Genomic DNA, 23,933 nt, shown 5'->3' on the forward strand with positions numbered 1-23,933 from the left:
CACATTTGGATCAAGCTGTATCAGTGACGGAAGTGGCGCATGCCGGTGAACACCATGGCGATGCCGGCTTCATCAGCAGCAGCAATCACTTCCGCATCGCGCATCGAGCCGCCCGGCTGAATCACCGCAGTGATGCCAACCTTGGCCGCGTTGTCCAGGCCGTCGCGGAACGGGAAGAATGCGTCGGAAGCCATGACCGAACCGGCCACCTGCAAACCTGCGTGCTCTGCCTTGATCGCGGCGATACGCGCGGAATTCACACGGCTCATCTGGCCAGCGCCGACACCGATGGTCTGACGGTTCTTGGCGTAGACGATGGCGTTGGATTTAACGTACTTGGCAACTTTCCAGGCGAAGATCAGGTCGTTGATTTCCTGTTCGGTCGGGGCGCGTTTGGTCACGACTTTCAGGTCTTCGCTGCCAATCATGCCGATGTCACGGCTCTGGACGAGCAGGCCGCCGTTGACGCGCTTGTAGTCCCAGGCAGCGGCGCGGTCAGCCGACCACTCGCCACAGGCCAGCAGGCGCACGTTGGCTTTGGCGGCAACGATGGCACGGGCCTCTTCGCTGACGCTTGGGGCGATGATCACTTCAACGAACTGACGCTCGACGATCGCCTTGGCGGTTTCAGCATCCAGTTCACGGTTGAAAGCGATGATGCCGCCGAACGCCGACTCGGTGTCGGTGGCGTAAGCCAGTTCGTAAGCTTGACGAATGCCACCTTCAGCGTCCGGGCTCACGGCCACGCCGCACGGGTTGGCGTGCTTGACGATCACGCAGGCCGGTTTGACGAAGCTCTTCACGCATTCCAGCGCTGCGTCGGTGTCAGCCACGTTGTTGTACGACAGCTCTTTGCCTTGCAGCTGGGTGGCGGTAGCGATGCCGACTTCGGCCGGCTTGGCTTCCACGTAGAACGCCGCGCTCTGGTGCGGGTTCTCGCCGTAGCGCATTTCCTGAGCCTTGATGAACTGGCTGTTGAAGGTGCGCGGGAATTCGCTGCGACCTTCCGTGCTGAGGGTCTCAGCGGCCTGGTTCACGGTGCCCATGTAGTTGGCGATCATGCCGTCGTAGGCGGCGGTGTGCTCGAATGCCTTGAGCATCAGGTCAAAACGCTGCGCGTAGGTCAGGCCACCGCTTTTCAGGTTTTGCAGGACGTCGGCGTAATCGCTGGCATTCACCACGATTGCTACGTCTTTATGGTTTTTTGCTGCCGAACGGACCATGGTCGGGCCGCCGATGTCGATGTTCTCGATAGCGGTCGGCAGGTCGCAGCCTGGCTTGTTGATGGTGGCTTCGAACGGGTACAGATTGACTGCCACCAGATCGATCGGCTTGATGCCGTGCTCGTTCATGATCGCGTCGTCGATACCGCGACGACCGAGGATGCCGCCGTGGATTTTCGGGTGCAGGGTTTTCACCCGACCGTCCATCATCTCCGCGAAACCGGTGTAATCCGCGACTTCCACTGCGGCCACGCCGTTGTCCTGCAGCAGTTTGAAGGTCCCGCCGGTGGAAAGAATCTCCACGCCCAGGGCTTCCAGCTCCCTGGCGAATTCGAGGATCCCGGTCTTGTCGGAAACGCTGATCAAGGCGCGGCGGATCGGCAGGCGGGTAGTCTGGTCGGTCATCTCAATTTCCATCAAAAGCAAAGGAAGTCAGCAAAAAAGGCGACCGGTTTTACGCGGGCGCCTTTCTGGTTTGATTGAATGCTTACAGCAAATCGTACTGCTTGAGTTTCTTGCGCAGCGTGCCGCGGTTGAGTCCGAGCAGCTCGCTGGCCTTGGTCTGGTTGCCCTTGACGTAGTTCATCACGCTTTCGAGCAGGGGAGCCTCGACTTCGGAGAGCACCAGGTTGTACACATCCGTGACGGCAGCGCCCTCAAGGTGGGCGAAATAATTGTGCAGCGCCTTCTCGACACTCCCGCGAAGGGTCTGGCCTTCTTCGCTCGGCGTATTGAGGTGCTGTTTCAAATTCACGTTGTCGCTCACGGGTGCTGTTCCACTCACTAAAGTCTCGGTCATCATCGTCATGCGGCCACCCCTTCTTCGTCCCCTGTCAGGCTCTTGTAACGCTCGGCGAAGAACTCCCGAACGTTGGCGCATTGTGTTTCCGTACCATCCAAACGATTGAAGTGGGCGCGAAACTCCCTGGCGCCCGGCAAGGTTGCGAGATACCAGCCCACATGCTTCCGAGCAATTCGCACGCCCATCACGTCCCCATAGAAGGCGTGAAGTGCGGCCAGATGCTCCAGCAGAATGCGTTCCACCTCGACCAGCTCCGGCGCCGGCATGATTTCGCCGGTACGCAGGAAGTGTTCGATCTCGCGAAAAATCCATGGCCGCCCTTGGGCGGCGCGGCCTATCAACAGGCCATCGGCACCGGTCGCGTCGAGCACGTAACGGGCCTTTTGCGGCGAATCGATGTCGCCATTGGCAAACACCGGGATCGACACCGCCTGCTTGATCGCGGCAATCGTGTCGTACTCGGCTTCACCGGTGTACAGATCGGCGCGCGTGCGGCCATGCACTGCCAGCGCGGTGATCCCGGCCTGCTCGGCGATCTTCGCCACGGTCAGGCCGTTCTTGTTGTCGCGATCCCAGCCCGTGCGGATCTTCAGGGTTACCGGCACATCCACAGCAGACACGACGGCGTGCAGGATCTCGGTAACCAGTGCTTCATCCTTCAACAACGCGGAACCGGCAGCCTTGTTGCAGACCTTCTTCGCCGGGCAACCCATGTTGATGTCAATAATCTGTGCGCCCAGCTCGACGTTGGCCCGGGCTGCATCCGCGAGCATCTGCGCGTCGCCACCGGCAATCTGTACCGAGCGTGGCTCGGGATCGCCTTCGTGGATCATGCGCATGCGCGACTTGCGGGTGTTCCACAGGCTCATGTCGCTGGTGACCATTTCCGAAACGACAAGCCCTGCGCCCATGCGTTTGCACAACTGACGAAAGGGCTGGTCGGTGACGCCCGCCATAGGGGCGAGAATCAAGCCGTTGCTTAATGTGTATGGGCCGATGCGTACCGCCGACATAGGACTTCCCTGAAGTGGGGCCGGATCATGAGAGTTCGAAAAAGGGTTGGCATGATACCCGCTCTCGATGACTGGAGAAAGGCTGAATTGAACAAAATCTGAACAGTTATTCCGTTATTGCCAGCGGTTTGGTTGGCCGGGGCGAAGTCAGAAAACTGCCGTCAAGCGCGCAGCGGTGAAGCGTTTCACTCGGGCGAGTGGAAACTCAGGCTGTAGTTCACCGCTTTGGGTCCCGGATCGAGGATGTCCAGGGCAATGTGGATCGGCGTCTGCGGCGGCATTTCCGCCATGCCTTCGAGGTCGCCGTTGAGGTATTCGCCGGGTTTGAAGCGGCGGCTGGCAATCAGATGGCCGTTGAGGTCGGCGAAACGCAGTTCGAGTAACGGGAACGGTTGCGAGAAGGTTGCGCGGTTGTAAATGATCGCGTCCACCACCAGCGCACCGCTGAATTCCGGGTGGCTGCGCACCACCAGATTGCTGCTCTTGATCCTGGCGATGTCGACTTTCGAGGGCACGCTGCAGCCGATTTGCGGGCACACCTGCTGAAACCACGGGCGGTATTGATCCTGACGCGCCAGCTCATCGAAGTGATAGGCGATGTATTGCCCAGCGAGGCCGGCGGCGGCCAGAGTGATCAGCAACAGCCAGAGAATGCGTCGGCCCCATGGCGAGCGGCGTTTCTGCCAGTCGAGTTGCAGCGGATCATCGGTCAGGTCATGCAGCGCTTCGGCGCGCACGCTGGTTTCCGGGCGTTCGCGTTTTTGACGCGGCGCCTCGATCAGCGGCAGGTCGTCATCGGCTTCAACTTCAGGCTTGGCGAAAAAGCGTTCACGACGGGCATTCGGGTCGATGGGGTCATGCAGGCGCAGTTGCGGGATCGGCGGTTCTTCATCCAGATCCACCGGTTCCAGCGACAGCGAAGGTTCGGTGCGCGCCGGTTTGCCGGGTTCGTAGTCGACGGCTTCGGGTTCGTCGTCCAGCTTGAGGCTGCGCTCATCGGCCGGTTCGCTGAACAGGCTGTCGGACCACGGCGCTTCTTCCGACTCATGACTGTCGCGACGGGCGCTCAGCGAATCTTCGCGGGCGCGGCCAAACTCGGTGGTCGGCTGGATTTCGCGCTGTTCGAGGCGAGCGAGTTCTTCGTCCAGATCGAGGCTGTCCAGATCCAGATCGGCGGCGTTCCATTGCTTTTGGCTGATGGCGCGTGGCTCGGATGGTTCGACGACGCTCGGCAGCTCGGCAATCACCGGCGGCTCGGCGACAGGCCGTGCAACCGGCGCAAGCGCTTCCTTGCCAGCACTTTGTTCTAGCAGCTGCTTGGCCGCGTTGAACACTTGCAGGCAAGAGCCACAGCGAACCACTCCGCGCGCCACGCTCAATTGAGCATGGCTGACGCGGAAACTGGTTGAGCAATGCGGGCACTGAGTGACGAAGCTGTCGGTCATGCGACGATCCGGATTAGGCAGGCGGCCATTCTAGCGCCGACGGCCGGTGATGCGTACCCAGCCATCACGATTGGCGATCGGATCGAGATCGAAGTCCTGCGCATAGGCCAGGGCGACTTCTTCGCCTTGCTCGGCGAGGATGCCCGACAGCGCCAGACGCCCGCCGGTCTTGACCAGGCTGGACAGTTGCGGGGCCAGCGATACCAGTGGCCCGGCGAGGATGTTGGCAACCAGCACGTCAGCCTGAACTTGTGGCAGATCTTGCGGCAGGTACAGCGGGAACAACTCGTCGGCAATGCCGTTGCGCCCGGCGTTATCACGCGATGCTTCCAGCGCCTGCACGTCGATATCGGTGCCGACCGCTTCCTTGGCGCCGAGCAGCAGGGCGGCAATCGCCAGAATCCCCGAGCCGCAGCCGAAATCCAGCACGTTGCAGTCTTTCAGGTCCTGACCGTCGAGCCATTCCAGGCACAAAGCGGTGGTTGGATGCGTACCGGTGCCGAACGCCAGGCCCGGATCGAGCAGCAGATTCACTGCATCAGGTTGCGGCGCGGCGTGCCAGCTCGGCACGATCCACAGGCGCTGGCCGAACTGCATTGGCTCGAAACCGTCCATCCAGCTGCGTTCCCAGTCCTGATCTTCGATCACTTCGCTGTGGTGCTCGGGCAGCGGGCTGCCGGTCAGCAGTTCCAGATGGGCCAGAACCGGTGCCGGTTCAGTGCCGCCTTCGAACAGCGCCAACAGATGCGTGTGCGCCCATAGCGGCGTGGTGTTGAGTTCCGGCTCGAAGATCGGCTGATCTTCGGCGTCCATGAAGGTCACCGAAACGGCGCCCACTTCAAGGAAAGCGTCTTCGTAGGTTTCGGCTTGTTCTGGGCTGATGGCGAGACGGACTTGCAGCCAAGGCATGGCGGGCACCTTTGAAAAATATTGATTGCAGCCTAGCGGCCTGCGAGAAGCGCGCAAGTTTACGCGAGCGCAAAGCTTTTGTGGGAGCGAGCTTGCTCGCGAAAGCGGATTGCCAGTCACTTTGATGCTGACTGATGCGCCGCCTTCGCGAGCAAGCTCGCTCCCACAGGTTTTTTGTAATCTGCAGAAACAACAAAGCCGCCCGAAGGCGGCCTTGTTGATCTGCAGCGAAGCTTAGTGCTTCTCGGCAGCCAGCTTGTGCTCGAGGTAGTGAATGTTCACGCCCCCTTTGCAGAAGCCTTCGTCACGAACCAGATCGCGGTGCAGCGGGATGTTGGTCTTGATCCCGTCGACCACGATTTCGTCCAGGGCATTGCGCATGCGTGCCATGGCTTCGTCGCGGGTGGCGCCGTAAGTGATCAGCTTGCCGATCAGCGAGTCGTAGTTCGGCGGAACGGCATAACCGCTGTACAGGTGCGAATCGACGCGAACGCCGTTGCCGCCTGGGGCGTGGAAATGCTTGACCGTACCCGGGCTCGGCATGAAGGTTTTCGGGTCTTCAGCGTTGATCCGGCATTCCAGCGAGTGACCGCGGATAACCACGTCTTCCTGGGTGAACGACAACTTGTTGCCAGCGGCGATGCTGAGCATCTCCTTGACGATGTCGATCCCGGTGACCATTTCCGAAACCGGGTGCTCCACCTGAACACGAGTGTTCATTTCGATGAAGTAGAAACGACCGTTCTCGTACAGGAACTCGAAAGTGCCGGCGCCACGGTAGCCGATGTCGATGCACGCCTTGACGCAGCGGGCGAAGACTTCCTGGCGAGCCTTCTCGTCGATGCCCGGTGCCGGCGCTTCTTCGAGAACTTTCTGGTGGCGACGTTGCAGCGAGCAATCGCGGTCACCCAGATGGATGGCGTGGCCCTGGCCGTCGGAAAGCACCTGAACTTCCACGTGACGTGGATTGGTCAGGAATTTTTCCAGATAGACCATCGGGTTGCCGAACGCTGCACCGGCTTCGGTGCGGGTCAGCTTGGCGAAGGAGATCAGGTCTTCTTCTTTATGCACCACGCGCATGCCGCGACCACCACCGCCGCCAGCGGCTTTGATGATCACCGGGTAGCCGACTTCACGACCAATGCGCAGTGCCGTTTCTTCGTCTTCCGGCAGTGGGCCGTCGGAGCCTGGAACGGTTGGCACGCCTGCTTCGATCATCGCGTGCTTGGCTGATACCTTGTCGCCCATCAGGCGAATGGTGTCGGCTTTCGGACCGATGAACGCGAAGCCGGAATTCTCGACCTGCTCGGCAAAATCGGCGTTTTCCGCGAGGAAACCGTAGCCTGGGTGAATGGCGGTAGCGCCAGTCACTTCAGCGGCCGCGATGATTGCCGGGATATGCAGGTAGGAGTGAGTGGCAGACGCCGGACCGATGCAAACGGATTCGTCTGCCAGGCCCAGGTGCATCAGCTCTTTGTCGGCCTTGGAGTAAACGGCGACGGTCTTGATGCCCATCTCTTTGCAGGCACGCAGAATCCGCAGAGCGATCTCACCGCGGTTGGCGATCAGAACTTTTTCCAACTTCGCAGTCATCAAAGTTTCTCCGCGGTTCAAACGATGGTGAACAGCGGTTGGTCGTACTCAACCGGCTGGCCGTCTTCAACGAGGATGGACTCGATCACACCGCTGGTTTCAGCTTCGATGTGGTTCATCATCTTCATGGCTTCAACGATGCACAGGGTGTCGCCTTTCTTCACGGTCTGGCCAACTTCGACGAAGGACGGCGAGGACGGCGAGGATTTGCGATAGAAAGTGCCAACCATCGGCGAACGGGCAACGGTGCCGTTCAGCGCTGGAGCAGCAGCGGCAACCGGAGCGGCCGCAGCCACTGGAGCTGCGGCAGGTGCAGCAACCGGAGCTTGCATCGGAGCCGGAGCGTAGTACTGCTGCGCCGGAGTCTTGCTGTGGCGGCTGATGCGTACGGACTCTTCGCCTTCCTTGATCTCGAGCTCGTCGATGCCGGACTCTTCCAGCAATTCGATCAGTTTCTTAACTTTACGGATATCCATGAATCATCAACTCCCAAGGGTCGGTCAGGGGCGTATAGCTTGGTGTTCAAGCTGCTCTAGTGCAGCCTCCAGGGCCAGTCGATAACCGCTGGCGCCAAGGCCGCAGATCACTCCCACCGCTACGTCGGAGAAGTAAGAGTGATGGCGGAAAGGTTCGCGTTTGTGCACGTTGGACAAATGCACTTCGATGAATGGGATGCTCACCGCCAGCAGCGCGTCACGTAAAGCGACACTTGTGTGTGTAAAAGCTGCTGGGTTGATCAGAATGAAGTCCACACCTTCGCCGCGCGCGGCGTGGATGCGGTCGATCAATTCATATTCGGCGTTGCTTTGCAGGTACAGCAGATGATGGCCGGCTTCGCGGGCGCGGCGTTCCAGATCCTGATTGATCTGCGCCAGCGTCGTAGACCCGTAAGTCCCCGGTTCGCGGGTGCCGAGCAGGTTCAGGTTGGGGCCATGCAGCACCAGTAGCGTTGCCATCTGCGTGTTCCTTGTTATGGGTGAGCCTCGTCAGAACCCGGCGACTATGCCGCAAAGACTTTATGACTGTCCAGTTCTCTGCAATAGCCAGCACGATGACCGATGTTTGCGCAAAGTATGTGACCGCGCGATTAAATCCGGTCATTCGCGACAAGTACGGCGTCAGACGCGGAAGGCCTGCACGGCGGTGTGCAGTTGTCCGCCCAATGCCAGCAGATTCTCACCTTGCTCGCGGCCTTGGCCGATGCGCAGCAAATTATCCCCACCCAACTGGTGAATGCGTTCGCTGTGATCGCGGATCTCGCTGACCGCGCCGCTCTGTTGAGCGGTGATGTCGGCAATGCGGATCGCCGTGTCGGAAATGGTCTGGATCGCGCCGACAATCTTGTCCAGTGCGCCGTCCGCCGCTTGTGCCTGATTGGCTGTGGCTTCAGCGTGTTCGACTTGTGCGCGCATGCCTTCGACCGATTGCCGGGCAGCGGTTTGCAGGCCGGCGATGAGTGTCTGGATTTCTGCGGTGGCCCCGGCGGTACGTTGCGCCAGTGAGCGGACTTCCTCGGCAACCACGGCAAACCCGCGGCCCATTTCCCCGGCACGCGCCGCTTCAATTGCCGCGTTGAGTGCAAGCAAATTGGTCTGATCGGCAATCGAGCGGATTACCGTGAGTACGCCGCCGATGGTCGCCGACTCTTCGGCCAGATGCTCGATCATCTGCGCGTTGCCTTGCACCTCGCCCACCAGTGCATGCAGGCCGGTGAGGCTTTGGCCGATGACTTGCTGGCCGTGTTCGACCGCCCGCCCGGCATGCCGACTGGCGTCCGCTGCCTGACGCGCATCACCGGCCACTTGCTGGATGGTCGCTTCCAGTTCGCTGAGTGAATCGCGGATCAGAGCGGTATCGCCAGCCTGATGTTCGGCGCCGCTGTGCAAGTCATTGCTCAGGTCGGCGAGGGTGCGACTGCTGCCGGCGACTTGTTCGGCATTGCCGCGAATAGTCCCGACCAAGTCCACCAGATACGCACGCAAGCGGTTGAGCGAGGCTTCGATGTCGTGCAGTTCACGGTTGGTTTTGCCCAGATGAATATCGCCGCTGAAATCACCCTCGGCCCAGGTTGAAAGCGCCGGAGCGAGGTTGGTCAGGGTGCGGGCCAAGCGCCGCTGCAAGGTATCGATCAGCAGCGCAATCAACAAAATCAGGCCGATCATCACGCCTTGCATCAGACGGACTTCGCCCTGGATCTGCCCATGCTGGGCGCGCACCACCGGTTCCAGTCCGGCGATGGCTTGCTGCACAGCGGCGATTTTCAAGTGGGTGGCCGCGCTGAGTTCGCTGCGTTTCTGTATTTGATCGCGAGTGCGTGACAGTTCCGCCGGGTAGCGGCCGAGCAAACTGTTGAGTTCACGTTTGAGGCCGACGCCGGCATCTTCGGCGACGGCTTTTTCAGTGTTCTCGATGCCCATCATCGCGGCGAAATCGTCGGTGCCGGACTCGCTGCTGGTGACCACGCCAAGCAGCGGCAGGGCATCAATCGCCTGCGCCTGTGTGCGAATATTGCTCACTTCACGTTCGACATCGGCAGCCAGTTCACTGCGCCCGCTGCTGACCAGTTTGTTGCGCGCAAGCGACAGCTTGCCGAGGTGCTGGGAAGCGGCGAGCAGCGGAGCCAGATAGCTCGCGTTGCCAGTGGCGTAGGTGCTGAGTTGGTCGAGACTGGCGCTCAACTCGCGCTCGGCTTGCAACAACAACGCTTGCGGATCGCCCGCGAGTTTGCCAGCGGCCAGCAGATCGCTCTTGCTGAATTCGTCGAGGCTGGAAAGGCTTGGGCGCAAGGTGTCGGCGAGGGCAGGCGGTAGTTCGCCAAGTTCTTTGTGCAGCGCCGCTAAAGCCTGGCTGGCACTGCTCAGGCGCAGGGCGTCGCCGCTGGCGAGGTAGTCCTCGACATTGCGCACCACCTCATTCTGAAATTGCTGGGACAACCCCAGGTATCGCTCCATCAGAAGATATGGGCGTTCCAAGGCTTTTTGCGACCACCACAGCGTGGCGCCGAGGGCCACGCACACGGCGACCAGCAGCAGGGTATTGAGATTGGTGAGCAACTTCAGGCGCATGACAGCTACCAACGGCAGAATGGTAAGCGCCTGAATTTATTGCGGTTCTGTTACAGGGTTATGACCGAATGGGTCGATTCCGATGAAAAAGTGGCACTTTGCTTTGAGTCGCGCGCGGCCTGCACCCGATTGCGTCCGCCATCCTTGGCCCGGTACAGCGCCTCGTCGGCCTGGCTGGCCATCATCAGACTGTCGGAGTCATCGCGCATCTCCACCACGCCTGCGCTGAAGGTGCACCACAGATCGTGTGGCTGGGCCGGGTAGTGGATTTCGGCGAAGCGCTGCCGAATCTCGTCGAGCACTTTGTGCGCAGATTCAATATCAGTATCGGGCATGACGATGGCGAACTCTTCGCCGCCATAACGGCCGATGAAATCGGTCTTGCGCAGACGTTGCTTGAGGAACAGCGCCAGGCTCTTGATCACGCGGTCGCCCATCGGATGGCCGTGGCTGTCGTTGACCCGTTTGAAATGGTCGATGTCGAGCATGGCAAAGCTCAGCGGCTTGTTTTCGCGGCGGGCGCGGAACGAGCAATCTTCGAGCAATTGCAGAATGTGCGTGTGGTTGTACAGACCGGTGAGGCTGTCGCGGACCATCCGCGCTTTCAGATTGCGCGCGCGCGCGGCGCGGTTGCGCACCGTGGTGATCAGGTGGCGCGGCTTGATCGGCTTGGTCAGGAAGTCGTCGCCGCCCTCGCTCATGGCGTCGAGCTGCTTGTCCAGATCGTCTTCGGCCGACAGGTAAATGATCGGCACGCTGACGTAACGATCGTTATGCCGGATGACCTTGGCCAGTTCGGTACCGGTGCAGGCCGGCATGTACATGTCGAGGATGATCAGATCCGGCTGGAAATCCGCCAGTTCGGCCATCGCCTGAATCGGTTCAATCAAGGTGCGGGTGACGATCCCGGCGCTGTTAAGCAGGCGCTCGGTGTGCATCGCCTGAGCGCGCGAGTCGTCGATGATCAGCACTTTATAAGGTTCGTATTGGGCGACGCAGGTCAGAACTTCGATCTTCTCCAGCAGGCTCGAGGCTTCGAGGGTGCCGGTGAGGAATTCCTGGCCACCGGCACGTACGGCGGCGAGACGGGTCGGGGTGTCGGTTTCGTGCAGGCTGAAAAACAGCAGCGGCAGGGGTTCATCCAGGCCAACCTGAGCTTCGGCGGCCAGTTTCAGACCGACGCCGGCGCCACTGAAATCCACGTCCATGACGATGGCGGCGGGCAGGCGCTCGACCATCGATGAGCGAAATGCCGCCACGCTGTCCAGCGCCTGAGCGCTCAGACCGAAAAACTCCAGCTGCTTGGCCAGGCGCTCGGCGCGGTCGTGGTCCTGCAACATCACATAGATCGGTTTGCGCAGGGGTGGCAGGAAGGTCTGATCGAGTTGATCGCCATGGCGCAAGCCGGTGCGCGACAGGCGCTGCATCAAGCGGTTGAGATCGGTGATCAGGCCGCTGCTCAGGCGCCCGCGATTGGCGTCCACGGCTTCCAGCGACTGGCTGATGTGGTGCGCCAAATGGGTGTGCTCGGGCTGTTCGAAGCGCTCGGCGAAACGCAGCAGGCGCAGATTGGCCTCGCTCAGTTCGGCGAGGTCGGCGGTGGACCATTCGCTGCGTTGCAGGCGCTGCCATATCTCAAGAATCTGACGTGCCTGATGAATTACCCGCTGGGCAAAATGGTGCTTGAGGCGCTCACGGCTGGGGTCTTCTGGCTCGGTCATATCCTGACTACTAGTTAGGGTGCATGCTGAGATCGACTGGTGGCTCTATGCTAGCACCTCTTTCCGGTTACATGAGTGTCGTGCGTCAATAATCTGCTGTGCAGCACAATTCAGTTTCTGACCCGCGGGTTTCGCTTGGCGAAACACCTACTGTCAAATATGACGGGTGCCAGCCCTTGGCACGTTGTTGTATGGTTGTGGTCGAACCGTTGAACCCCAAGTTTGAAAGGATATCGCCATGCTGGACTGGAAGAACCGCGCGGGCAGTGCGCCTGAACGTGCCGCTGCGCCCAAGTCGGCCACCCGCAGTTACGTCGGCGGCTTGCTGTTCAGCCGCGCGCTGGCCACGCTGGTCGGAATTTACCTGCTGGTGACCATTGGCCTGGGCTGGTACTGGAGTCAGGAGCCGGCGCTGTTTCCGGTCGCACAGAATGCGCAGGTTGCCGCCGAGAAAGAAGGCAAGCAAATGGTGGTCGGCTACACCACGGTCGAAACCCTCAAGACTGTTGCCGGCACGTTGTTGAGCAAGCCGGGCGGCTACATTTCCAACGACCGTTTCCCGCCGGGCCTGTGGATGGACAACATGCCGAGCTGGGAATATGGCGTGCTGGTTCAGGTGCGTGACCTGAGCCGCGCATTGCGCAAAGACTTCGCCCGCTCGCAGTCGCAGTCGGCCGAAGACGCTGACCTGGCCAAAGCCGAGCCGCGTTTCAACTTCGACAACAAGAGCTGGATTCTTCCTTCCAGTGAGTCGGAGTATCAGGAAGGCATCAATTCCTTGAGCCGCTATCAGGCACGCCTGTCCGACCCGACTCAGAAAAACGCGCTGTTCTATGCGCGCGCCGACAACCTGAACAACTGGCTGGGCGATGTCGGCACCCGTTTGGGTTCGCTGTCGCAACGTCTGTCGGCCAGCGTCGGCCGGGTCAAGCTCAACACCTCGCTGAAAACCGAAGTGCCGGCCGTAGGCCAGGTGCCGCAGGTTGACGAAGAAGTCGTTGAAACCCCGTGGATGCAGATCGACAACGTGTTCTATGAAGCGCGCGGTCAGGCATGGGCCTTGTCCCATCTGCTGCGCGCAATTGAAGTCGACTTTGCCGACGTACTGGCGAAGAAGAACGCCACCGTCAGCGTGCGCCAGATCATTCGTGAGCTGGAAGCATCGCAAGAGCCGGTGTGGAGTCCGATGATCCTCAACGGCAGCGGCTTCGGTGTACTGGCTAACCACTCGCTGGTCATGGCCAACTACATCTCCCGGGCCAATGCTGCTGTGATCGATTTGCGTCAACTGCTCAATCAGGGCTGAGTCATGGACGAAAGCGCCAAAGAGGCGGCGCATCGCGCCGCCTCGGATGCCGAACAGATCGCGTGGGTCGACGAGCAGGACAACCTGCTCGGTTCTCTGGTGCGCGCCGATTTGCGCGAACGCGGGCTGATCGGGCGCGGCACTTACATCATGTTGTTCAACTCTGTCGGCGAGTTGTGTGTTCACCGGCGTACCTTGAGCAAGGCGATTTATCCGGGGTACTGGGACGTCGCGGCTGGCGGCATGGTGCAAGCCAACGAAACCTACGCCGAATCGGCAGCCCGTGAGCTCGAAGAAGAACTTGGCGTGAGCGGGGTAGAGCTGACCGCCCACGACCGTTTCTACTTCGAAGACACCGGCAATCGCCTGTGGTGTTCGGCGTTTTCCGCGGTGTGGGACGGCCCGTTGATTCTGCAACCCGAGGAAGTGCTCGAAGCGCGCTTCATTCCCATCGAACAAGTCATGCAGGAAATCCGGCAAAAGCCTTACTGCCCGGACTCTCTGGCCGCGTTGAAGCGCTATCTCAAGGCTCAGGGGCACGACGTCGCAAACAACACATAAATTGGCGCCGATTGGCTCTTAGCAAGTCGGCTTTTTGCCGTTACACTGCGCGACCTTTTCAAACTGCAGCGGCAATGCCGATGCAGTAGCGCTGCCCCTGCCTGAGTGGGGCTTCGCGGTCGATAGCCTTGCCCAAGGCTGCGATCAGTCTTTGTCCTCCCAAGAGGATTGCCGGTGGCCAAAAAAGCCGCATCCTTCGCCGCCCTTGGCGGTCTGGTATTTTCCACCGACGCAGGTCGTCATTGCCCGGATTGCAGTCAACCGGTGGACGCCTGTATCTGCAAACAAACCCTGATCCCGGCCGGCGACGGCATTGCCCGCGTACGCCGCGAGAGCAAGGGCCGTGGCGGCAAGACGGTGACCACCATCACCGGCGTGCCATTGGCCGAAGAGGCGCTCAAGGATCTGGCCACAACGTTGAAGAAACGTTGCGGCACCGGCGGCGCGCTCAAAGACGGGATCATCGAAATCCAGGGCGATCATGTCGAGCTACTCTTGGCCGAGTTGATCAAGCTCGGTTTCAAGGCCAAGAAGTCCGGCGGCTAGCAGCCTCTGTGAAAACCACCCACGGCTTGCTTCAGTCCCCAGTGTGTTCGGGGCTGACGCCGTTTCCATGGTTTTCACAGAGCCTGTTCATGACCGGTTTCTAAACTCAACGCTGTCAGCGTGGTCTACCACCGCGCTGACGAACCGTCATTTTCATTCTTTAGACTGCGCCGGCCTGAACTCAGGCGACGCACAATGACTTCTTTATAGGGGACTTCGATGTCCGTACGACGCACACGCAAAGACGATGGCAGCCAATGGACAGTTGCGGACAGCCGCAGTGTTTACGGGATTCGCCATTGGGGGGCCGGATATTTCGCGATCAATGAAGCCGGTCGCGTCGAAGTTCGTCCGAACGGACCGAGCAGCTCGCCTATCGACCTGTTCGAGCAAGTCGACCAACTGCGCAAAAGCGGTTTGTCCTTGCCGTTGCTGGTGCGCTTTCCCGACATCCTGCAAGACCGTGTCCGCCAGTTGACCGGTGCCTTCGATGCGAACATCGAGCGCCTGGAATACCAGAGCAAGTACACCGCGCTGTACCCGATCAAGGTTAACCAGCAGGAAGCAGTGATCGAAAACATCATCGCTACCCAGGACGTGTCGATCGGTCTGGAAGCCGGCTCCAAGCCTGAGCTACTGGCCGTGCTGGCACTGGCGCCAAAGGGCGGCACCATCGTCTGCAACGGTTACAAGGATCGCGAGTTCATCCGTCTGGCGCTGATCGGCCAGAAGCTTGGCCACAACGTGTTCATCGTGATCGAGAAAGAATCCGAAGTCGCGCTGGTGATCGAAGAAGCTGCTTCGCTCAAGGTCAAGCCGCAGGTTGGTTTGCGCGTGCGCCTGTCATCGCTGGCTTCGTCGAAGTGGGCTGATACCGGTGGCGAGAAATCCAAGTTCGGTTTGTCGGCGGCGCAATTGCTGTCGGTGGTCGAGCGTTTCCGCGCAGCGGGTCTGGATCAGGGCATTCGCCTGCTGCACTTCCACATGGGTTCGCAGATTGCCAACCTGGCTGACTATCAGCACGGCTTCAAGGAAGCGATCCGTTACTACGGCGAGCTGCGCAACCTTGGTCTGCCGGTCGATCACATCGACGTTGGCGGCGGTCTGGGCGTCGATTACGACGGCACGCACTCGCGTAACGCCAGTTCGATCAACTACGACATGGACGATTACGCCGGTGTCGTGGTAGGCATGCTCAAGGAATTCTGCGATGCGCAGAACCTGCCGCACCCGAACATCTTCTCCGAGAGCGGCCGTTCGCTGACTGCGCACCACGCCATGCTGGTGGTGCAGGTGACCGACGTCGAGAAACACAACGACGACGTGCCGCAGATCGACAACAAGGAAGAGCTGCCGGAAACCGTGCAGTGGCTGGTTGACCTGCTCGGCCCTACCGACATCGAAATGGTCACCGAAACCTACTGGCGCGCTACGCACTACATGAGCGACGTGGCCGCGCAGTACGCCGACGGCAAACTGACCTTGGCCCAAAAAGCCCTCGCCGAGCAGTGCTACTTCGCTGTATGCCGTCGCCTGCACAACTCGTTGAAAGCGCGTCAGCGTTCGCATCGTCAGGTGCTCGATGAACTCAACGACAAGCTCGCCGACAAGTACATCTGCAACTTCTCGGTATTCCAGAGCCTGCCGGACACCTGGGCCATCGGCCAGGTTCTACCGATCCTGCCGCTGCACCGTCTCGATGAAGAGCCGCTGCGTCGCGCGGTATTGCAGGATCTGACCTGCGACTCCGACGGCAAGATCAAGCAATACGTCGACGAGCAGAGCATCGAGACCAGCCTGCCGGTGCACGGTTTGAACGAGGGCGAGGACTACCTGCTGGGTATCTTCCTGGTCGGCGCGTATCAGGAAATTCTCGGCGACATGCACAACCTGTTCGGTGACACCGACTCGGTGAACATCTACCAGAATGCCGACGGCAGCGTGTACCACGCCGGGATCGAGACCCACGACACCATCGAAGACATGCTGCGTTATGTGCACTTGTCGCCGGAAGAACTGATGACCCACTACCGCGACAAGTGCGCCAGTGCGCGCATCAGCCCGACCGAGCGCACGCAGTTCCTCGATGCCTTGCGTCTGGGCCTGACCCGCTCCTCCTACCTGTCTTCCTGAGACCAGGTTTCAATCGCACCAGGTTGTCTGAAATTGTCCCGCGCGCAGCGGAAGTTTCGGACGATCTGGTGGGATTTCTCTGTTTTTCCCGCGTGAAACGGCCTGCTTCCTGACAGGGGAAGTGATGTCGTCTGCTTTTCGCGTAGGTCATTTCCTAAGTTGTACTTCGCCTCTCTACTCGGCCATGGCTCTCGGCGAGAATCCCCGCCCGCCCCTCCTGTAGAGAATCGCCCATGTTCGATCCAGCCGACGAGCCGTCGTTTCGCCTCGATGTAGCGGGTCTGTCCGCCCCGTTCGAAGTCCTCGCTTTCACCGGTTGCGAAGCCATCAGCGAACCCTTTGCGTTTGAAATCGATCTGTTGATCGATGATCCGCATCTGGATCTCGCTGGGTTGCTGTATCGCTCGGCACAACTGTTTTTCGGGCCGAAGGGCAACCGCGTACATGGGCAGTTGCACAGCCTCGTTCAACACGAGCACGGTCACGGTGCGCGACTATGTCGGGCGCGGCTGGCACCGAAACTCAGTTGCCTCGATCTGCGTTTCAGTCGACGTATTTTCAGTGGCCAATCGGTGCCGCAGATCCTCGACCAGGTGCTCAAGGAGCACGGCATCACGGGCGCGCAGCGTCGCTTTGACCTGCATGCTGATTACCCACCGCGCAGTTTTTGCACGCAATACCGTGAGTCTGATCTGCAACTGGTACAACGCTTGTGCACACAAGCGCAGATTCACTATCACTTCGAACATGCTCAAGACGCGCACTGCCTGGTGTTTGGCGATGATCCGCAACGCATGCCGCGGGTTGACGTAGCAGCGGTCGACGACGAGGGCAACAGTGGTGCGCCGGCCGTGCGCCGCTGGCAAATGCGCGAGGACGTCAGTCAGCGCTGGTCGAAAGTAAAGTCGGCCCAGGGATTTTCCGATCAGCCGACGCTGCGCAGCGGCCGCTGGTTGAGCATGTCTGGCGACCCGTTCAATGGATGCCCCGCCAACTGGCTGCTGACGCGTATCGAGCATCGCGCCGATCAGGCGCTCGAACCGCCCTACAGCAACCTGATTCGGGCTACCGACCGCTGGCACGGGGTCTCGAGCGCTGCATGTTCGAGGTTGCACATGCAGGGGCTGCAACGCGCATGGGTGGTGACAGTTGACGAGCCGCAACCTGATTGCCTGCGGCCGGTCGCCGTGCAGTTCGACTGGCTCTATCAGGGCGAAGGGGCCACGCCCAGCCATTGCTGGTTGCCACTTGCGCCGGCATTGGCTGATACGCCGCCGGCGCTGTTGCGTGAAGGCGCCGAAGTGGTGGTGAGTTTTCTTGAAGGCGATCCCGATCAGCCGATCATCAGTGGGGTGCTCCAGCCGTGTGCGCTGCAGTCCGACCTCCAGGAGGAAGAACCGCTGTCCGCGCCTGAAAAGCTCGCGACCGAAGGCATGGCGCAATGGCTGGCCGCTGCCGAACCATTGCTGTTGTTGTGTCTGATACCCGGTGGTGGCAGTTTCAGTCATTGCCCGCAGGCGTTATGCAGCTGTCGGCTGGTTGCCGGGCTGAATCCGGGCGACGGGAGATGAGCGGCGCAGCGCCCGGGCAGAATGCGCAATGGTTGATGCTGGATGTCGCAGATTCACCGCGAGCCTTGCCGATGCTGCAACGCGGATTCAATCACGTACCGCGCCTGCGGTTGTTCGACGGCACCGAGTTTGAACCCTTGGGTGAGCGGGGGCCGCTGTTGATCGATTTGCGCGCTTGCCCGGCGCTGTCAGCCTTGTGTCACTCCGACCCGCAGACCTGGCATGGACTGCTGCTGGGCAGCGCAGCACCAGCGGAACAATTGCGCAGCCATCTGCAGCGCATGCTCACCGTGTCGGTCGGCCTGAATCACCGCGCGCTGCTCAATTATTACAATCGCCAGGTTGCCAGCTATTTTTTCGATGCCTGCGATGCCCGGCAACTCAGCCGCTGGCTCGGACCGCTCGGCTGGGTTCGCTGGTTTGGCGGCACGTGGGCTGACCGGGCAAACGGCAGTCAGGGTTGGCAGCAACTGCGCAACCCGCAGTTGCAGGTCGAATCGCTGGGTATCGAAGAAAGCCTCACGCGTCGTCAGCGTGAGCGCCTGCAAAGTTGCCTGTTGGATCAGCACCTCTGGCGCTGGAGTCGATCAGTTGGAACCGACTACACATCGCTGTCCTCCCATTTACAGCAGGGCCAGGCGCTGGGTTTCAGCGAACGCGCCGTGCTCGACGACTGGTTGTGGCTACGCTTGCAACATCCGCGTGCACTGCTGGTGCAACCACCGTCGGGGCTGAGTCAGGCGCAGCGGCTCGAGTATCTGCGGCAACACTGGCAAAACCATCAACCCTGAGGCGAGGCGCGCATGGCACATTCTTTACGGCAGTGGTTTGGCGTGATTGGCGGCGCGTTGTTACTGATGCTGCTCAGTGCCTGCTCGCCGCTGAAAATCCTCAATGGCCTGACACCGCAGGACACTTTCAGCAAGACCGCGGGCATTGCTTATGGCAATGACCCGCGGCAGAAACTCGATGTCTACGTGCCGCATCACGCGGCCAAAGATGCGCCAGTGCTGGTGTTTTTCTACGGCGGCAGCTGGAACAGCGGCGACCGCGAGGACTACAGCTTTGTTGGTGAAGCGCTGGCGTCGCGCAGCATCGTCGCGGTGATTGCGGATTATCGCTTGTATCCACAGGTGCGCTATCCGCTGTTTCTTGAGGACGGGGCCAAAGCCGTGGCCTGGACCAAAGCGCACATTCAGGGATTTTCCGGCGACCCGCAGCGCGTATACCTGATGGGCCATAGCTCCGGCGCCTACAACGCAGCGATGCTGGCGCTTGATCCGCAGTTGTTGGGCAAAGTCGGAATGTCTCCGAAGGAGCTGCGAGGCTGGATCGGTCTGGCCGGGCCCTACGATTTTCTGCCGATCAAGAATCCCGATGTGCGCCCGGTGTTCTTCTGGCCGGATTCACCGCCGCAGTCGCAACCGATCAATCACGTCAGCCGCGCGGCACCGCCAGCGTTGCTGATCGCCGCGAGCGAGGACGAGTTGGTCGACCCGATGCGCAACACCGGCGGCATGGCGCGCAAGCTGCGCGAGGCCCGGGTGCCGGTGCGCGAGTTGTATTACTCGCGGCCCAGCCACATAACGCTGGTGGCGACTCTGTCGCGACCGTTACGCCAGTTGGCGCCGGTGTTCGATCAAGTGGTTTCGTTCATCAAGCACACGCCGACTCAGTGAGCGGTGCCGCTGAACCAGCCGTCGTCACGCCGCAGCCATAGCGCCAGAGCACCGAGGGTCAGGCTGCGCAGGACCATGAACAGCAGGAAGGTAATCCACAGTCCGTGGTTGCCCAGATCCTTGAGCGCCCAGCCGATCGGCAGCAACAACACGACAGTCAGAAGCATCCCATTGCGCATTTCCCGCGCACGAGTGGCGCCGATGAACAGACCATCGAGCAGGTAGCTCCAGACCGCGATCAACGGCAGCACCGCGAGATACGGCAAATAGATGAACGCGGTATCGCGCACGCTCTGGATGTCGGTCTGCATCTCGATGAACAAATGCCCGGCGCACAGGAACAGCGCGGCAAAACCCAGACTCGCCAGCAACGACCAGCCTCCCGCCACCACCAGTGAACGCCGCAGCGCCAGCCGATCACGCGCGCCGATGGCATGGCCGCACAAGGCTTCGACCGCATGCGCCAGTCCGTCCAGCGCATGCGCGGTCAGCAGCAGGCCGTTGAGCAGCAGCGCATTGGCCGCAACCGTCGCATCACCGAGTCGCGCGCCTTGTACGGTGATCAGAAAAAACACCGATTGCAGCGCCAGGCTGCGAATGAAGATATCGCGATTGACCGCCAGCAGCGGGCGCCAGCTCTGCCACACCTTCAGCGCGGCCCAGGCGATGTGCCCGGGATAGGCGCGCAAGGCTTTGCGGGTCAGTAGCAAACCGACCAGCGCGCCGCTCCATTCAGCAATCACCGAAGCGCGGGCCGAGCCAACCACGCCCCAGTCCAGACCCATGACGAACCACAGATTGAGGACGATATTGATCAGATTGGTACTGAGCAGAATCGCCAGCGGCGCCCGTGCGTTCTGGGTGCCGAGGAACCATCCGACCAACGCATAACTGGCGAGTGCTGCGGGCAAGCCGAACAGGCGCGTGTGGAAGAAGTCGCGGGTCAGTTGATCGAGCTCTGCCGAAGGCTGCATGAAGTGCAGCGCCACGCCGCTCAGGGGTACGCCCAGGGTGCCGAGCAGCAACGACAGTCCCAACGCCAGCACCAAGCCTTGCAACAGAATCTGCCGCAACGCCGCGCCATCACTGCGCCCGGCGGCTTGCGCAGCAAAACCGGTGGTGCCCATGCGCAGAAAACCCATGGCCCAGGCCAGAAAGGTATACAGGCTGGCGCCCACCGCCACCGCGCCCAATTGATGGGCGTGGGGCAAGTGGCCGATGACGGTGCTGTCGACCAGCGCCACCAGCGGTACGGAAATGTTGGAAAGGATCATGGGCGCGGCGAGCGCCCAGACCCGGCGATGGGTCGGGCGGTCGCGCCAGTCGGTGATCAGGTTGGGCATGCGGGCTCCTTGGGAGCGAGCATTGTAGCGATTCACTTGGGAAATGCTTTGGCTGTGAAATCCAACCCCCTCACCCCAGCCCTCTCCCCCAAGGGGGCGAGGGGGAAAGGGGGCCGATCTCGATCAGGGTGGCGATTTATATTCAACCGGAAAATTTCAGGTCGATGTAACCCGAGAGACACTTCGGTCAGTCCCCTCTCCCACCGGGAGAGGGCTAGGGTGAGGGGCTCTTCAAAGCGACTAATGAATAATCCAGCTCAACAACCACAACCCCAGCAACAACCAGATAATCCCCGCAATAATCGAAGCATTCATGAACGCCCGAATTGCCGACCACAACAGCATCAGCCCGACGATCAACGCGATGATGCTGATGATCGATGTGTCCATCCCCAGCGTCTTCGACAATCCGTCGACAAAGTTGCTGCCGGCATTACTCAGCAGATTGAACAGCCCGCTGAGGCCATCAACAATAAAGCGGATAACCGAACCAAGTGCCTGGCCGAGCCATTCGAAAAAGCTTTCTACCTGCATGTGAGCATCCTGAAATTGGGCAATGAGCCTTGGGCCGCAGCGGCGGCGGCTGTAGGAGCTGCCGAAGGCTGCGATCTTTTGATCTTTTGATTTTGAAGCATCGCAGTCTACGCGAGCTCCTACAACCCCTTGCCTTCCCCCCGCATCCCCCCGAAGCTATACGCCTTCAGGAGAACCCGATGAACCTTGTTGAACTGACCGAACGCCTGCACGCCATTCGCGACCGTAATGACTGGCGGCAATTTCACAGCCCGAAAAACCTCGCCATGGCCGCCAGTGTGGAAATGTCCGAGCTGGTGGAAATCTTCCAGTGGCTGACTGAAGACCAGTCGCGCCAGTTGCCGGCAGACAAACTCGCCCACGCCGGGCAGGAAGTCGGCGACATCGTTTTGTATCTGTTACTGCTGTGTAGCGAATTGGGCCTGGACATGAATGAAGTGGTGCGCAGCAAACTCGCCGACAGCGAACGGCGGTTCAGCTGATGAGCGACCGTCATTTCGATCAGTTGGCGACCCGTTTCGCTGAAAAAATCTACGGCGGTGCCAAAGGCGCAATCCGCCTCGCCGTGTTGCAGGCCGACCTCGCCGAAGCCTTGCCGGATCGCCCGTTACGCGTGCTGGATATCGGCGGCGGTCTCGGTCACATGTCGCTTTGGCTGGCCGAGCGTGGGCACGACGTCACCTTCACCGAGCCTGCCGAACCGATGCTTGAAGGCGCGCGCCAGCGTTTCGCCGAGGCCGGGCAAACCGCAACGTTCATTCAGGCGCCGTGGCAGGAACTGCTCGGCCAACTCACCGAACCCTATGACCTGGTGATCTGCCACGCGGTGCTCGAATGGCTGTCCGAACCGCACGCGATTCTGCCGGTGCTGCACCAACTGACCAAGCCCGGCGGCTGGCTGTCGCTGGCGTTCTACAACCGCGATGCGCTGATTTACCGCAATCTGCTCAAAGGCCATTTCAAGAAAATGCGCAAGAACGACATGGCCGGCGAGAAGCAAAGCCTGACGCCGCAGCAGCCACTCGATCCGCGTGAATTGGCAACGCAACTCGCAGGGTTGTGGCAGGTCGAAAGCCAAAGCGGGGTGCGGGTTTTCCACGATTACATGCCGGTGGAGTTCCAGAACCGCGTCGAACTGGCGGATTTGCTGGAGATGGAGCTCGCTCACCGTCGCCACCCAAGCTTCGCCGGGCTTGGGCGTTACTTGCACTGGATCTGCCGGCCGATCTGATCGGAGCGCGAAATGAAAGCTCATGCTGGATTGTTGCTGATCTGTCTGGGGTTGGCTGCCTGCCAGGGCAGCAACCCCTATGTCGCGCAGTCCCGGCCATTGCCGCCGGCACCGCCGCAAGCCGCCAACACCTTCGACCGCAGCGCCTACCCGGCACCGCCCCGCGATTACGGGCGCTACCGCAGCTGGGCGTGGCTCAACGGACGCATGCCGCCGGGCACGGCGTGGGCGGATTCGGCGCAAGTCGCCGAGGCGGTCAGCAGTGCCCTCGATCAACGCGGCTTGCGCCCGCTGCATGACAATCGTCCGGCCGACCTGTTCGTCAGCGCCAACCTGCGGCTGGAAACCCGTATGCGTCAGGTGCAGGACGATTACGGTTACGGCGGCGGGTACTACGGCGGCGGTTATGGCGGCTATGATCGTTATGGCCGCGGTTACGGCGTGTACAACTCGGTGCCGATCGTGCGCACTTACCAAGAGCAGGTCGTGGTGGTGCAGGTCGATCTGTTCGATGCCGGCACCGGCCAGCCGGTCTGGAGTTCGAGCGCTGAAACCGCCAACAAGGGCAGCCAGACTGATCGTACCGATGCGATTCGAGAGGCTGTGGAAAAGGCTATGTCGGCGTATCCTCCGAGTTAGCTTCCCGCCTGTGAGTGGAGAAAAACCATGTTCCGCCGTCTCGCTCTACTGGTAATGGCCGCGCTGCTAAGCGCTTGCGCCTCCAACCAGGTCAATCACGACTTCGACGCCAGCCGCGACTTTGCTGCGTATCGCAGCTGGAGCTGGAAAGACCCCGCCCTGCAATATCGCCCCGACGATCCGCGGATCAAGAGTGATCTGACCGAACAACGCATCCGCCAGGCCGTGGCCGATCAACTCGACCAGCGCGGTTTGCGCCCGGCAACCAACGGCGCCAAGGCTGATCTGAATGTGCAGACCTACCTGATCGTCGAGGATCGCCAGCAACAGGTCACCACCAACTACGGCGGCGGCTGGGGCGGTCCATGGAACGGCTACTACGGCGCGCCGATGTACAACGAAACCCGCAACATCACCTACAAAGTCGCGACCATTCAGGTCGACCTGCTCGACGGCAAGGACGGCAAACTGGTATGGCGCGGCAGCGATGAACAGATCATGAGCAGCACGCCGAACCCTGCGGATCGCAGCAATGCCGTTCGCGAAACGGTGGGGCGGATTCTCGCGAACTATCCACCGCGTTAATTCGCAACCGTGTCTACACTCAACTTCACCAATG

23 protein-coding genes are annotated in these 23,933 nt (G+C 60.7%); 11 read left to right on the forward strand and 12 right to left on the reverse strand.

The window, feature by feature from the left end; translation table 11 throughout:
* Window positions 1-20: 20 nt before the first annotated feature.
* The 10 genes from purH to gcbA all read right to left on the reverse strand — a co-directional run bounded on the left by purH (window position 21) and on the right by gcbA (window position 11,771).
* On the reverse strand, window positions 21-1,628 hold the full coding sequence (purH, locus tag ACP7EE_RS02760) for a bifunctional phosphoribosylaminoimidazolecarboxamide formyltransferase/IMP cyclohydrolase (protein WP_426206068.1): 1,608 nt from the start codon (window positions 1,626-1,628) through the stop codon (window positions 21-23).
* An 82-nt stretch (window positions 1,629-1,710) separates the two neighbouring features.
* Entirely contained in the window at window positions 1,711-2,031 is a 321-nt protein-coding gene (gene fis / locus ACP7EE_RS02765; protein ID WP_007921650.1) for a DNA-binding transcriptional regulator Fis, read from the reverse strand.
* Window positions 2,028-3,038, reverse strand: coding sequence for a tRNA dihydrouridine synthase DusB (gene dusB, locus ACP7EE_RS02770; RefSeq protein WP_426206067.1), 1,011 nt, complete (start codon window positions 3,036-3,038; stop codon window positions 2,028-2,030). Before dusB ends, fis begins: the two co-directional genes overlap by 4 nt.
* Window positions 3,039-3,223: 185 nt before the next feature.
* A complete protein-coding gene (locus ACP7EE_RS02775) occupies window positions 3,224-4,483 on the reverse strand; it encodes a DUF3426 domain-containing protein (protein ID WP_426233318.1) in 1,260 nt (419 codons plus the stop codon).
* 30 nt (window positions 4,484-4,513) lie between these two features.
* Complete coding sequence (prmA, locus tag ACP7EE_RS02780) at window positions 4,514-5,392, reverse strand: 50S ribosomal protein L11 methyltransferase (protein WP_426233320.1); 879 nt, start codon at window positions 5,390-5,392, stop codon at window positions 4,514-4,516.
* Window positions 5,393-5,626: 234 nt separating this feature from the next.
* A complete protein-coding gene (gene accC / locus ACP7EE_RS02785) occupies window positions 5,627-6,985 on the reverse strand; it encodes an acetyl-CoA carboxylase biotin carboxylase subunit (RefSeq protein WP_420647097.1) in 1,359 nt (452 codons plus the stop codon).
* A gap of 17 nt (window positions 6,986-7,002) precedes the next feature.
* Window positions 7,003-7,461, reverse strand: a complete 459-nt coding sequence (accB, locus tag ACP7EE_RS02790; RefSeq protein WP_420647098.1) for an acetyl-CoA carboxylase biotin carboxyl carrier protein — start codon at window positions 7,459-7,461, stop codon at window positions 7,003-7,005.
* Window positions 7,462-7,485: 24 nt separating this feature from the next.
* Complete coding sequence (gene aroQ / locus ACP7EE_RS02795; protein ID WP_420647099.1) at window positions 7,486-7,941, reverse strand: type II 3-dehydroquinate dehydratase; 456 nt, start codon at window positions 7,939-7,941, stop codon at window positions 7,486-7,488.
* A gap of 162 nt (window positions 7,942-8,103) precedes the next feature.
* A complete protein-coding gene (locus ACP7EE_RS02800) occupies window positions 8,104-10,050 on the reverse strand; it encodes a methyl-accepting chemotaxis protein (RefSeq protein ID WP_426233322.1) in 1,947 nt (648 codons plus the stop codon).
* Window positions 10,051-10,100: 50 nt separating this feature from the next.
* Window positions 10,101-11,771: a diguanylate cyclase GcbA gene (gene gcbA / locus ACP7EE_RS02805; RefSeq protein WP_420647101.1), complete on the reverse strand. Its 1,671-nt coding sequence runs from the start codon at window positions 11,769-11,771 to the stop codon at window positions 10,101-10,103.
* A 238-nt stretch (window positions 11,772-12,009) separates the two neighbouring features.
* Here gcbA and ACP7EE_RS02810 point away from each other — a divergent pair, with 238 nt between their 5' ends.
* The 7 genes from ACP7EE_RS02810 (at window position 12,010) to ACP7EE_RS02840 (ending at window position 19,567) form a co-directional block, all read left to right on the forward strand.
* Window positions 12,010-13,077 (forward strand): DUF2333 family protein, encoded by a 1,068-nt coding sequence (locus ACP7EE_RS02810; RefSeq protein WP_420647102.1) that lies wholly within the window; start codon window positions 12,010-12,012, stop codon window positions 13,075-13,077.
* Between the two features lie 3 nt (window positions 13,078-13,080).
* Window positions 13,081-13,638, forward strand: coding sequence for an NUDIX hydrolase (locus ACP7EE_RS02815; protein ID WP_426206063.1), 558 nt, complete (start codon window positions 13,081-13,083; stop codon window positions 13,636-13,638).
* Between the two features lie 174 nt (window positions 13,639-13,812).
* Window positions 13,813-14,184: a translation initiation factor Sui1 gene (locus ACP7EE_RS02820; RefSeq protein ID WP_420647104.1), complete on the forward strand. Its 372-nt coding sequence runs from the start codon at window positions 13,813-13,815 to the stop codon at window positions 14,182-14,184.
* A gap of 219 nt (window positions 14,185-14,403) precedes the next feature.
* Complete coding sequence (speA, locus tag ACP7EE_RS02825) at window positions 14,404-16,317, forward strand: arginine decarboxylase (RefSeq protein ID WP_420647105.1); 1,914 nt, start codon at window positions 14,404-14,406, stop codon at window positions 16,315-16,317.
* A gap of 233 nt (window positions 16,318-16,550) precedes the next feature.
* A complete protein-coding gene (locus tag ACP7EE_RS02830) occupies window positions 16,551-17,888 on the forward strand; it encodes a type VI secretion system Vgr family protein (protein WP_426233325.1) in 1,338 nt (445 codons plus the stop codon).
* Entirely contained in the window at window positions 17,885-18,679 is a 795-nt protein-coding gene (locus tag ACP7EE_RS02835) for a DUF4123 domain-containing protein (RefSeq protein WP_426206061.1), read from the forward strand. The genes ACP7EE_RS02830 and ACP7EE_RS02835 overlap by 4 nt, the downstream gene beginning before the upstream one ends.
* A 12-nt stretch (window positions 18,680-18,691) precedes the next feature.
* On the forward strand, window positions 18,692-19,567 hold the full coding sequence (locus tag ACP7EE_RS02840; RefSeq protein WP_426233327.1) for an alpha/beta hydrolase: 876 nt from the start codon (window positions 18,692-18,694) through the stop codon (window positions 19,565-19,567).
* Here the strand turns inward: ACP7EE_RS02840 and ACP7EE_RS02845 are convergent.
* Complete coding sequence (locus ACP7EE_RS02845; protein ID WP_426233329.1) at window positions 19,561-20,910, reverse strand: MATE family efflux transporter; 1,350 nt, start codon at window positions 20,908-20,910, stop codon at window positions 19,561-19,563. The two genes, ACP7EE_RS02840 and ACP7EE_RS02845, sit on opposite strands and share 7 nt — an antisense overlap.
* A 240-nt stretch (window positions 20,911-21,150) precedes the next feature.
* Complete coding sequence (locus tag ACP7EE_RS02850) at window positions 21,151-21,444, reverse strand: hypothetical protein (RefSeq protein ID WP_420647110.1); 294 nt, start codon at window positions 21,442-21,444, stop codon at window positions 21,151-21,153.
* Between the two features lie 179 nt (window positions 21,445-21,623).
* On the opposite strand from ACP7EE_RS02850, the gene ACP7EE_RS02855 reads away from it, so the two are divergent.
* Genes ACP7EE_RS02855 through ACP7EE_RS02870 form a run of 4 tightly spaced genes read left to right on the forward strand, consistent with a single transcriptional unit; the run spans window position 21,624 to window position 23,899 of the window.
* Window positions 21,624-21,926 (forward strand): MazG-like family protein, encoded by a 303-nt coding sequence (locus ACP7EE_RS02855; RefSeq protein ID WP_007951009.1) that lies wholly within the window; start codon window positions 21,624-21,626, stop codon window positions 21,924-21,926.
* Window positions 21,926-22,675, forward strand: a complete 750-nt coding sequence (locus ACP7EE_RS02860) for a methyltransferase (protein ID WP_426233331.1) — start codon at window positions 21,926-21,928, stop codon at window positions 22,673-22,675. Before ACP7EE_RS02855 ends, ACP7EE_RS02860 begins: the two co-directional genes overlap by 1 nt.
* A 12-nt stretch (window positions 22,676-22,687) precedes the next feature.
* Window positions 22,688-23,314 carry a DUF4136 domain-containing protein gene (locus ACP7EE_RS02865; protein WP_426233333.1) on the forward strand — a complete coding sequence of 209 codons (627 nt, stop codon included), beginning with the start codon at window positions 22,688-22,690 and terminating at the stop codon, window positions 23,312-23,314.
* Window positions 23,315-23,341: 27 nt separating this feature from the next.
* Entirely contained in the window at window positions 23,342-23,899 is a 558-nt protein-coding gene (locus ACP7EE_RS02870) for a DUF4136 domain-containing protein (protein ID WP_426233335.1), read from the forward strand.
* Window positions 23,900-23,933: the final 34 nt, after the last annotated feature.

It is taken from the genome of Pseudomonas sp. TWP3-2, assembly GCF_049897765.1.
Taxonomy (GTDB): domain Bacteria; phylum Pseudomonadota; class Gammaproteobacteria; order Pseudomonadales; family Pseudomonadaceae; genus Aquipseudomonas.

Excerpts from the sequence above, each read along its gene's own strand:
- purH (WP_426206068.1), bottom strand. The coding sequence starts at position 1,628 with ATGACCGACCAGACTACCCGCCTGCCGATCCGCCGCGCCTTGATCAGC.
- fis (WP_007921650.1), bottom strand. The coding sequence starts at position 2,031 with ATGACGATGATGACCGAGACTTTAGTGAGTGGAACAGCACCCGTGAGC.
- dusB (WP_426206067.1), bottom strand. The coding sequence starts at position 3,038 with ATGTCGGCGGTACGCATCGGCCCATACACATTAAGCAACGGCTTGATT.
- ACP7EE_RS02775 (WP_426233318.1), bottom strand. The coding sequence starts at position 4,483 with ATGACCGACAGCTTCGTCACTCAGTGCCCGCATTGCTCAACCAGTTTC.
- prmA (WP_426233320.1), bottom strand. The coding sequence starts at position 5,392 with ATGCCTTGGCTGCAAGTCCGTCTCGCCATCAGCCCAGAACAAGCCGAA.
- accC (WP_420647097.1), bottom strand. The coding sequence starts at position 6,985 with ATGACTGCGAAGTTGGAAAAAGTTCTGATCGCCAACCGCGGTGAGATC.
- accB (WP_420647098.1), bottom strand. The coding sequence starts at position 7,461 with ATGGATATCCGTAAAGTTAAGAAACTGATCGAATTGCTGGAAGAGTCC.
- aroQ (WP_420647099.1), bottom strand. The coding sequence starts at position 7,941 with ATGGCAACGCTACTGGTGCTGCATGGCCCCAACCTGAACCTGCTCGGC.
- ACP7EE_RS02800 (WP_426233322.1), bottom strand. The coding sequence starts at position 10,050 with ATGCGCCTGAAGTTGCTCACCAATCTCAATACCCTGCTGCTGGTCGCC.
- gcbA (WP_420647101.1), bottom strand. The coding sequence starts at position 11,771 with ATGACCGAGCCAGAAGACCCCAGCCGTGAGCGCCTCAAGCACCATTTT.
- ACP7EE_RS02810 (WP_420647102.1), top strand. The coding sequence starts at position 12,010 with ATGCTGGACTGGAAGAACCGCGCGGGCAGTGCGCCTGAACGTGCCGCT.
- ACP7EE_RS02815 (WP_426206063.1), top strand. The coding sequence starts at position 13,081 with ATGGACGAAAGCGCCAAAGAGGCGGCGCATCGCGCCGCCTCGGATGCC.
- speA (WP_420647105.1), top strand. The coding sequence starts at position 14,404 with ATGTCCGTACGACGCACACGCAAAGACGATGGCAGCCAATGGACAGTT.
- ACP7EE_RS02830 (WP_426233325.1), top strand. The coding sequence starts at position 16,551 with ATGTTCGATCCAGCCGACGAGCCGTCGTTTCGCCTCGATGTAGCGGGT.
- ACP7EE_RS02835 (WP_426206061.1), top strand. The coding sequence starts at position 17,885 with ATGAGCGGCGCAGCGCCCGGGCAGAATGCGCAATGGTTGATGCTGGAT.
- ACP7EE_RS02840 (WP_426233327.1), top strand. The coding sequence starts at position 18,692 with ATGGCACATTCTTTACGGCAGTGGTTTGGCGTGATTGGCGGCGCGTTG.
- ACP7EE_RS02845 (WP_426233329.1), bottom strand. The coding sequence starts at position 20,910 with ATGCCCAACCTGATCACCGACTGGCGCGACCGCCCGACCCATCGCCGG.
- ACP7EE_RS02850 (WP_420647110.1), bottom strand. The coding sequence starts at position 21,444 with ATGCAGGTAGAAAGCTTTTTCGAATGGCTCGGCCAGGCACTTGGTTCG.
- ACP7EE_RS02855 (WP_007951009.1), top strand. The coding sequence starts at position 21,624 with ATGAACCTTGTTGAACTGACCGAACGCCTGCACGCCATTCGCGACCGT.
- ACP7EE_RS02860 (WP_426233331.1), top strand. The coding sequence starts at position 21,926 with ATGAGCGACCGTCATTTCGATCAGTTGGCGACCCGTTTCGCTGAAAAA.
- ACP7EE_RS02865 (WP_426233333.1), top strand. The coding sequence starts at position 22,688 with ATGAAAGCTCATGCTGGATTGTTGCTGATCTGTCTGGGGTTGGCTGCC.
- ACP7EE_RS02870 (WP_426233335.1), top strand. The coding sequence starts at position 23,342 with ATGTTCCGCCGTCTCGCTCTACTGGTAATGGCCGCGCTGCTAAGCGCT.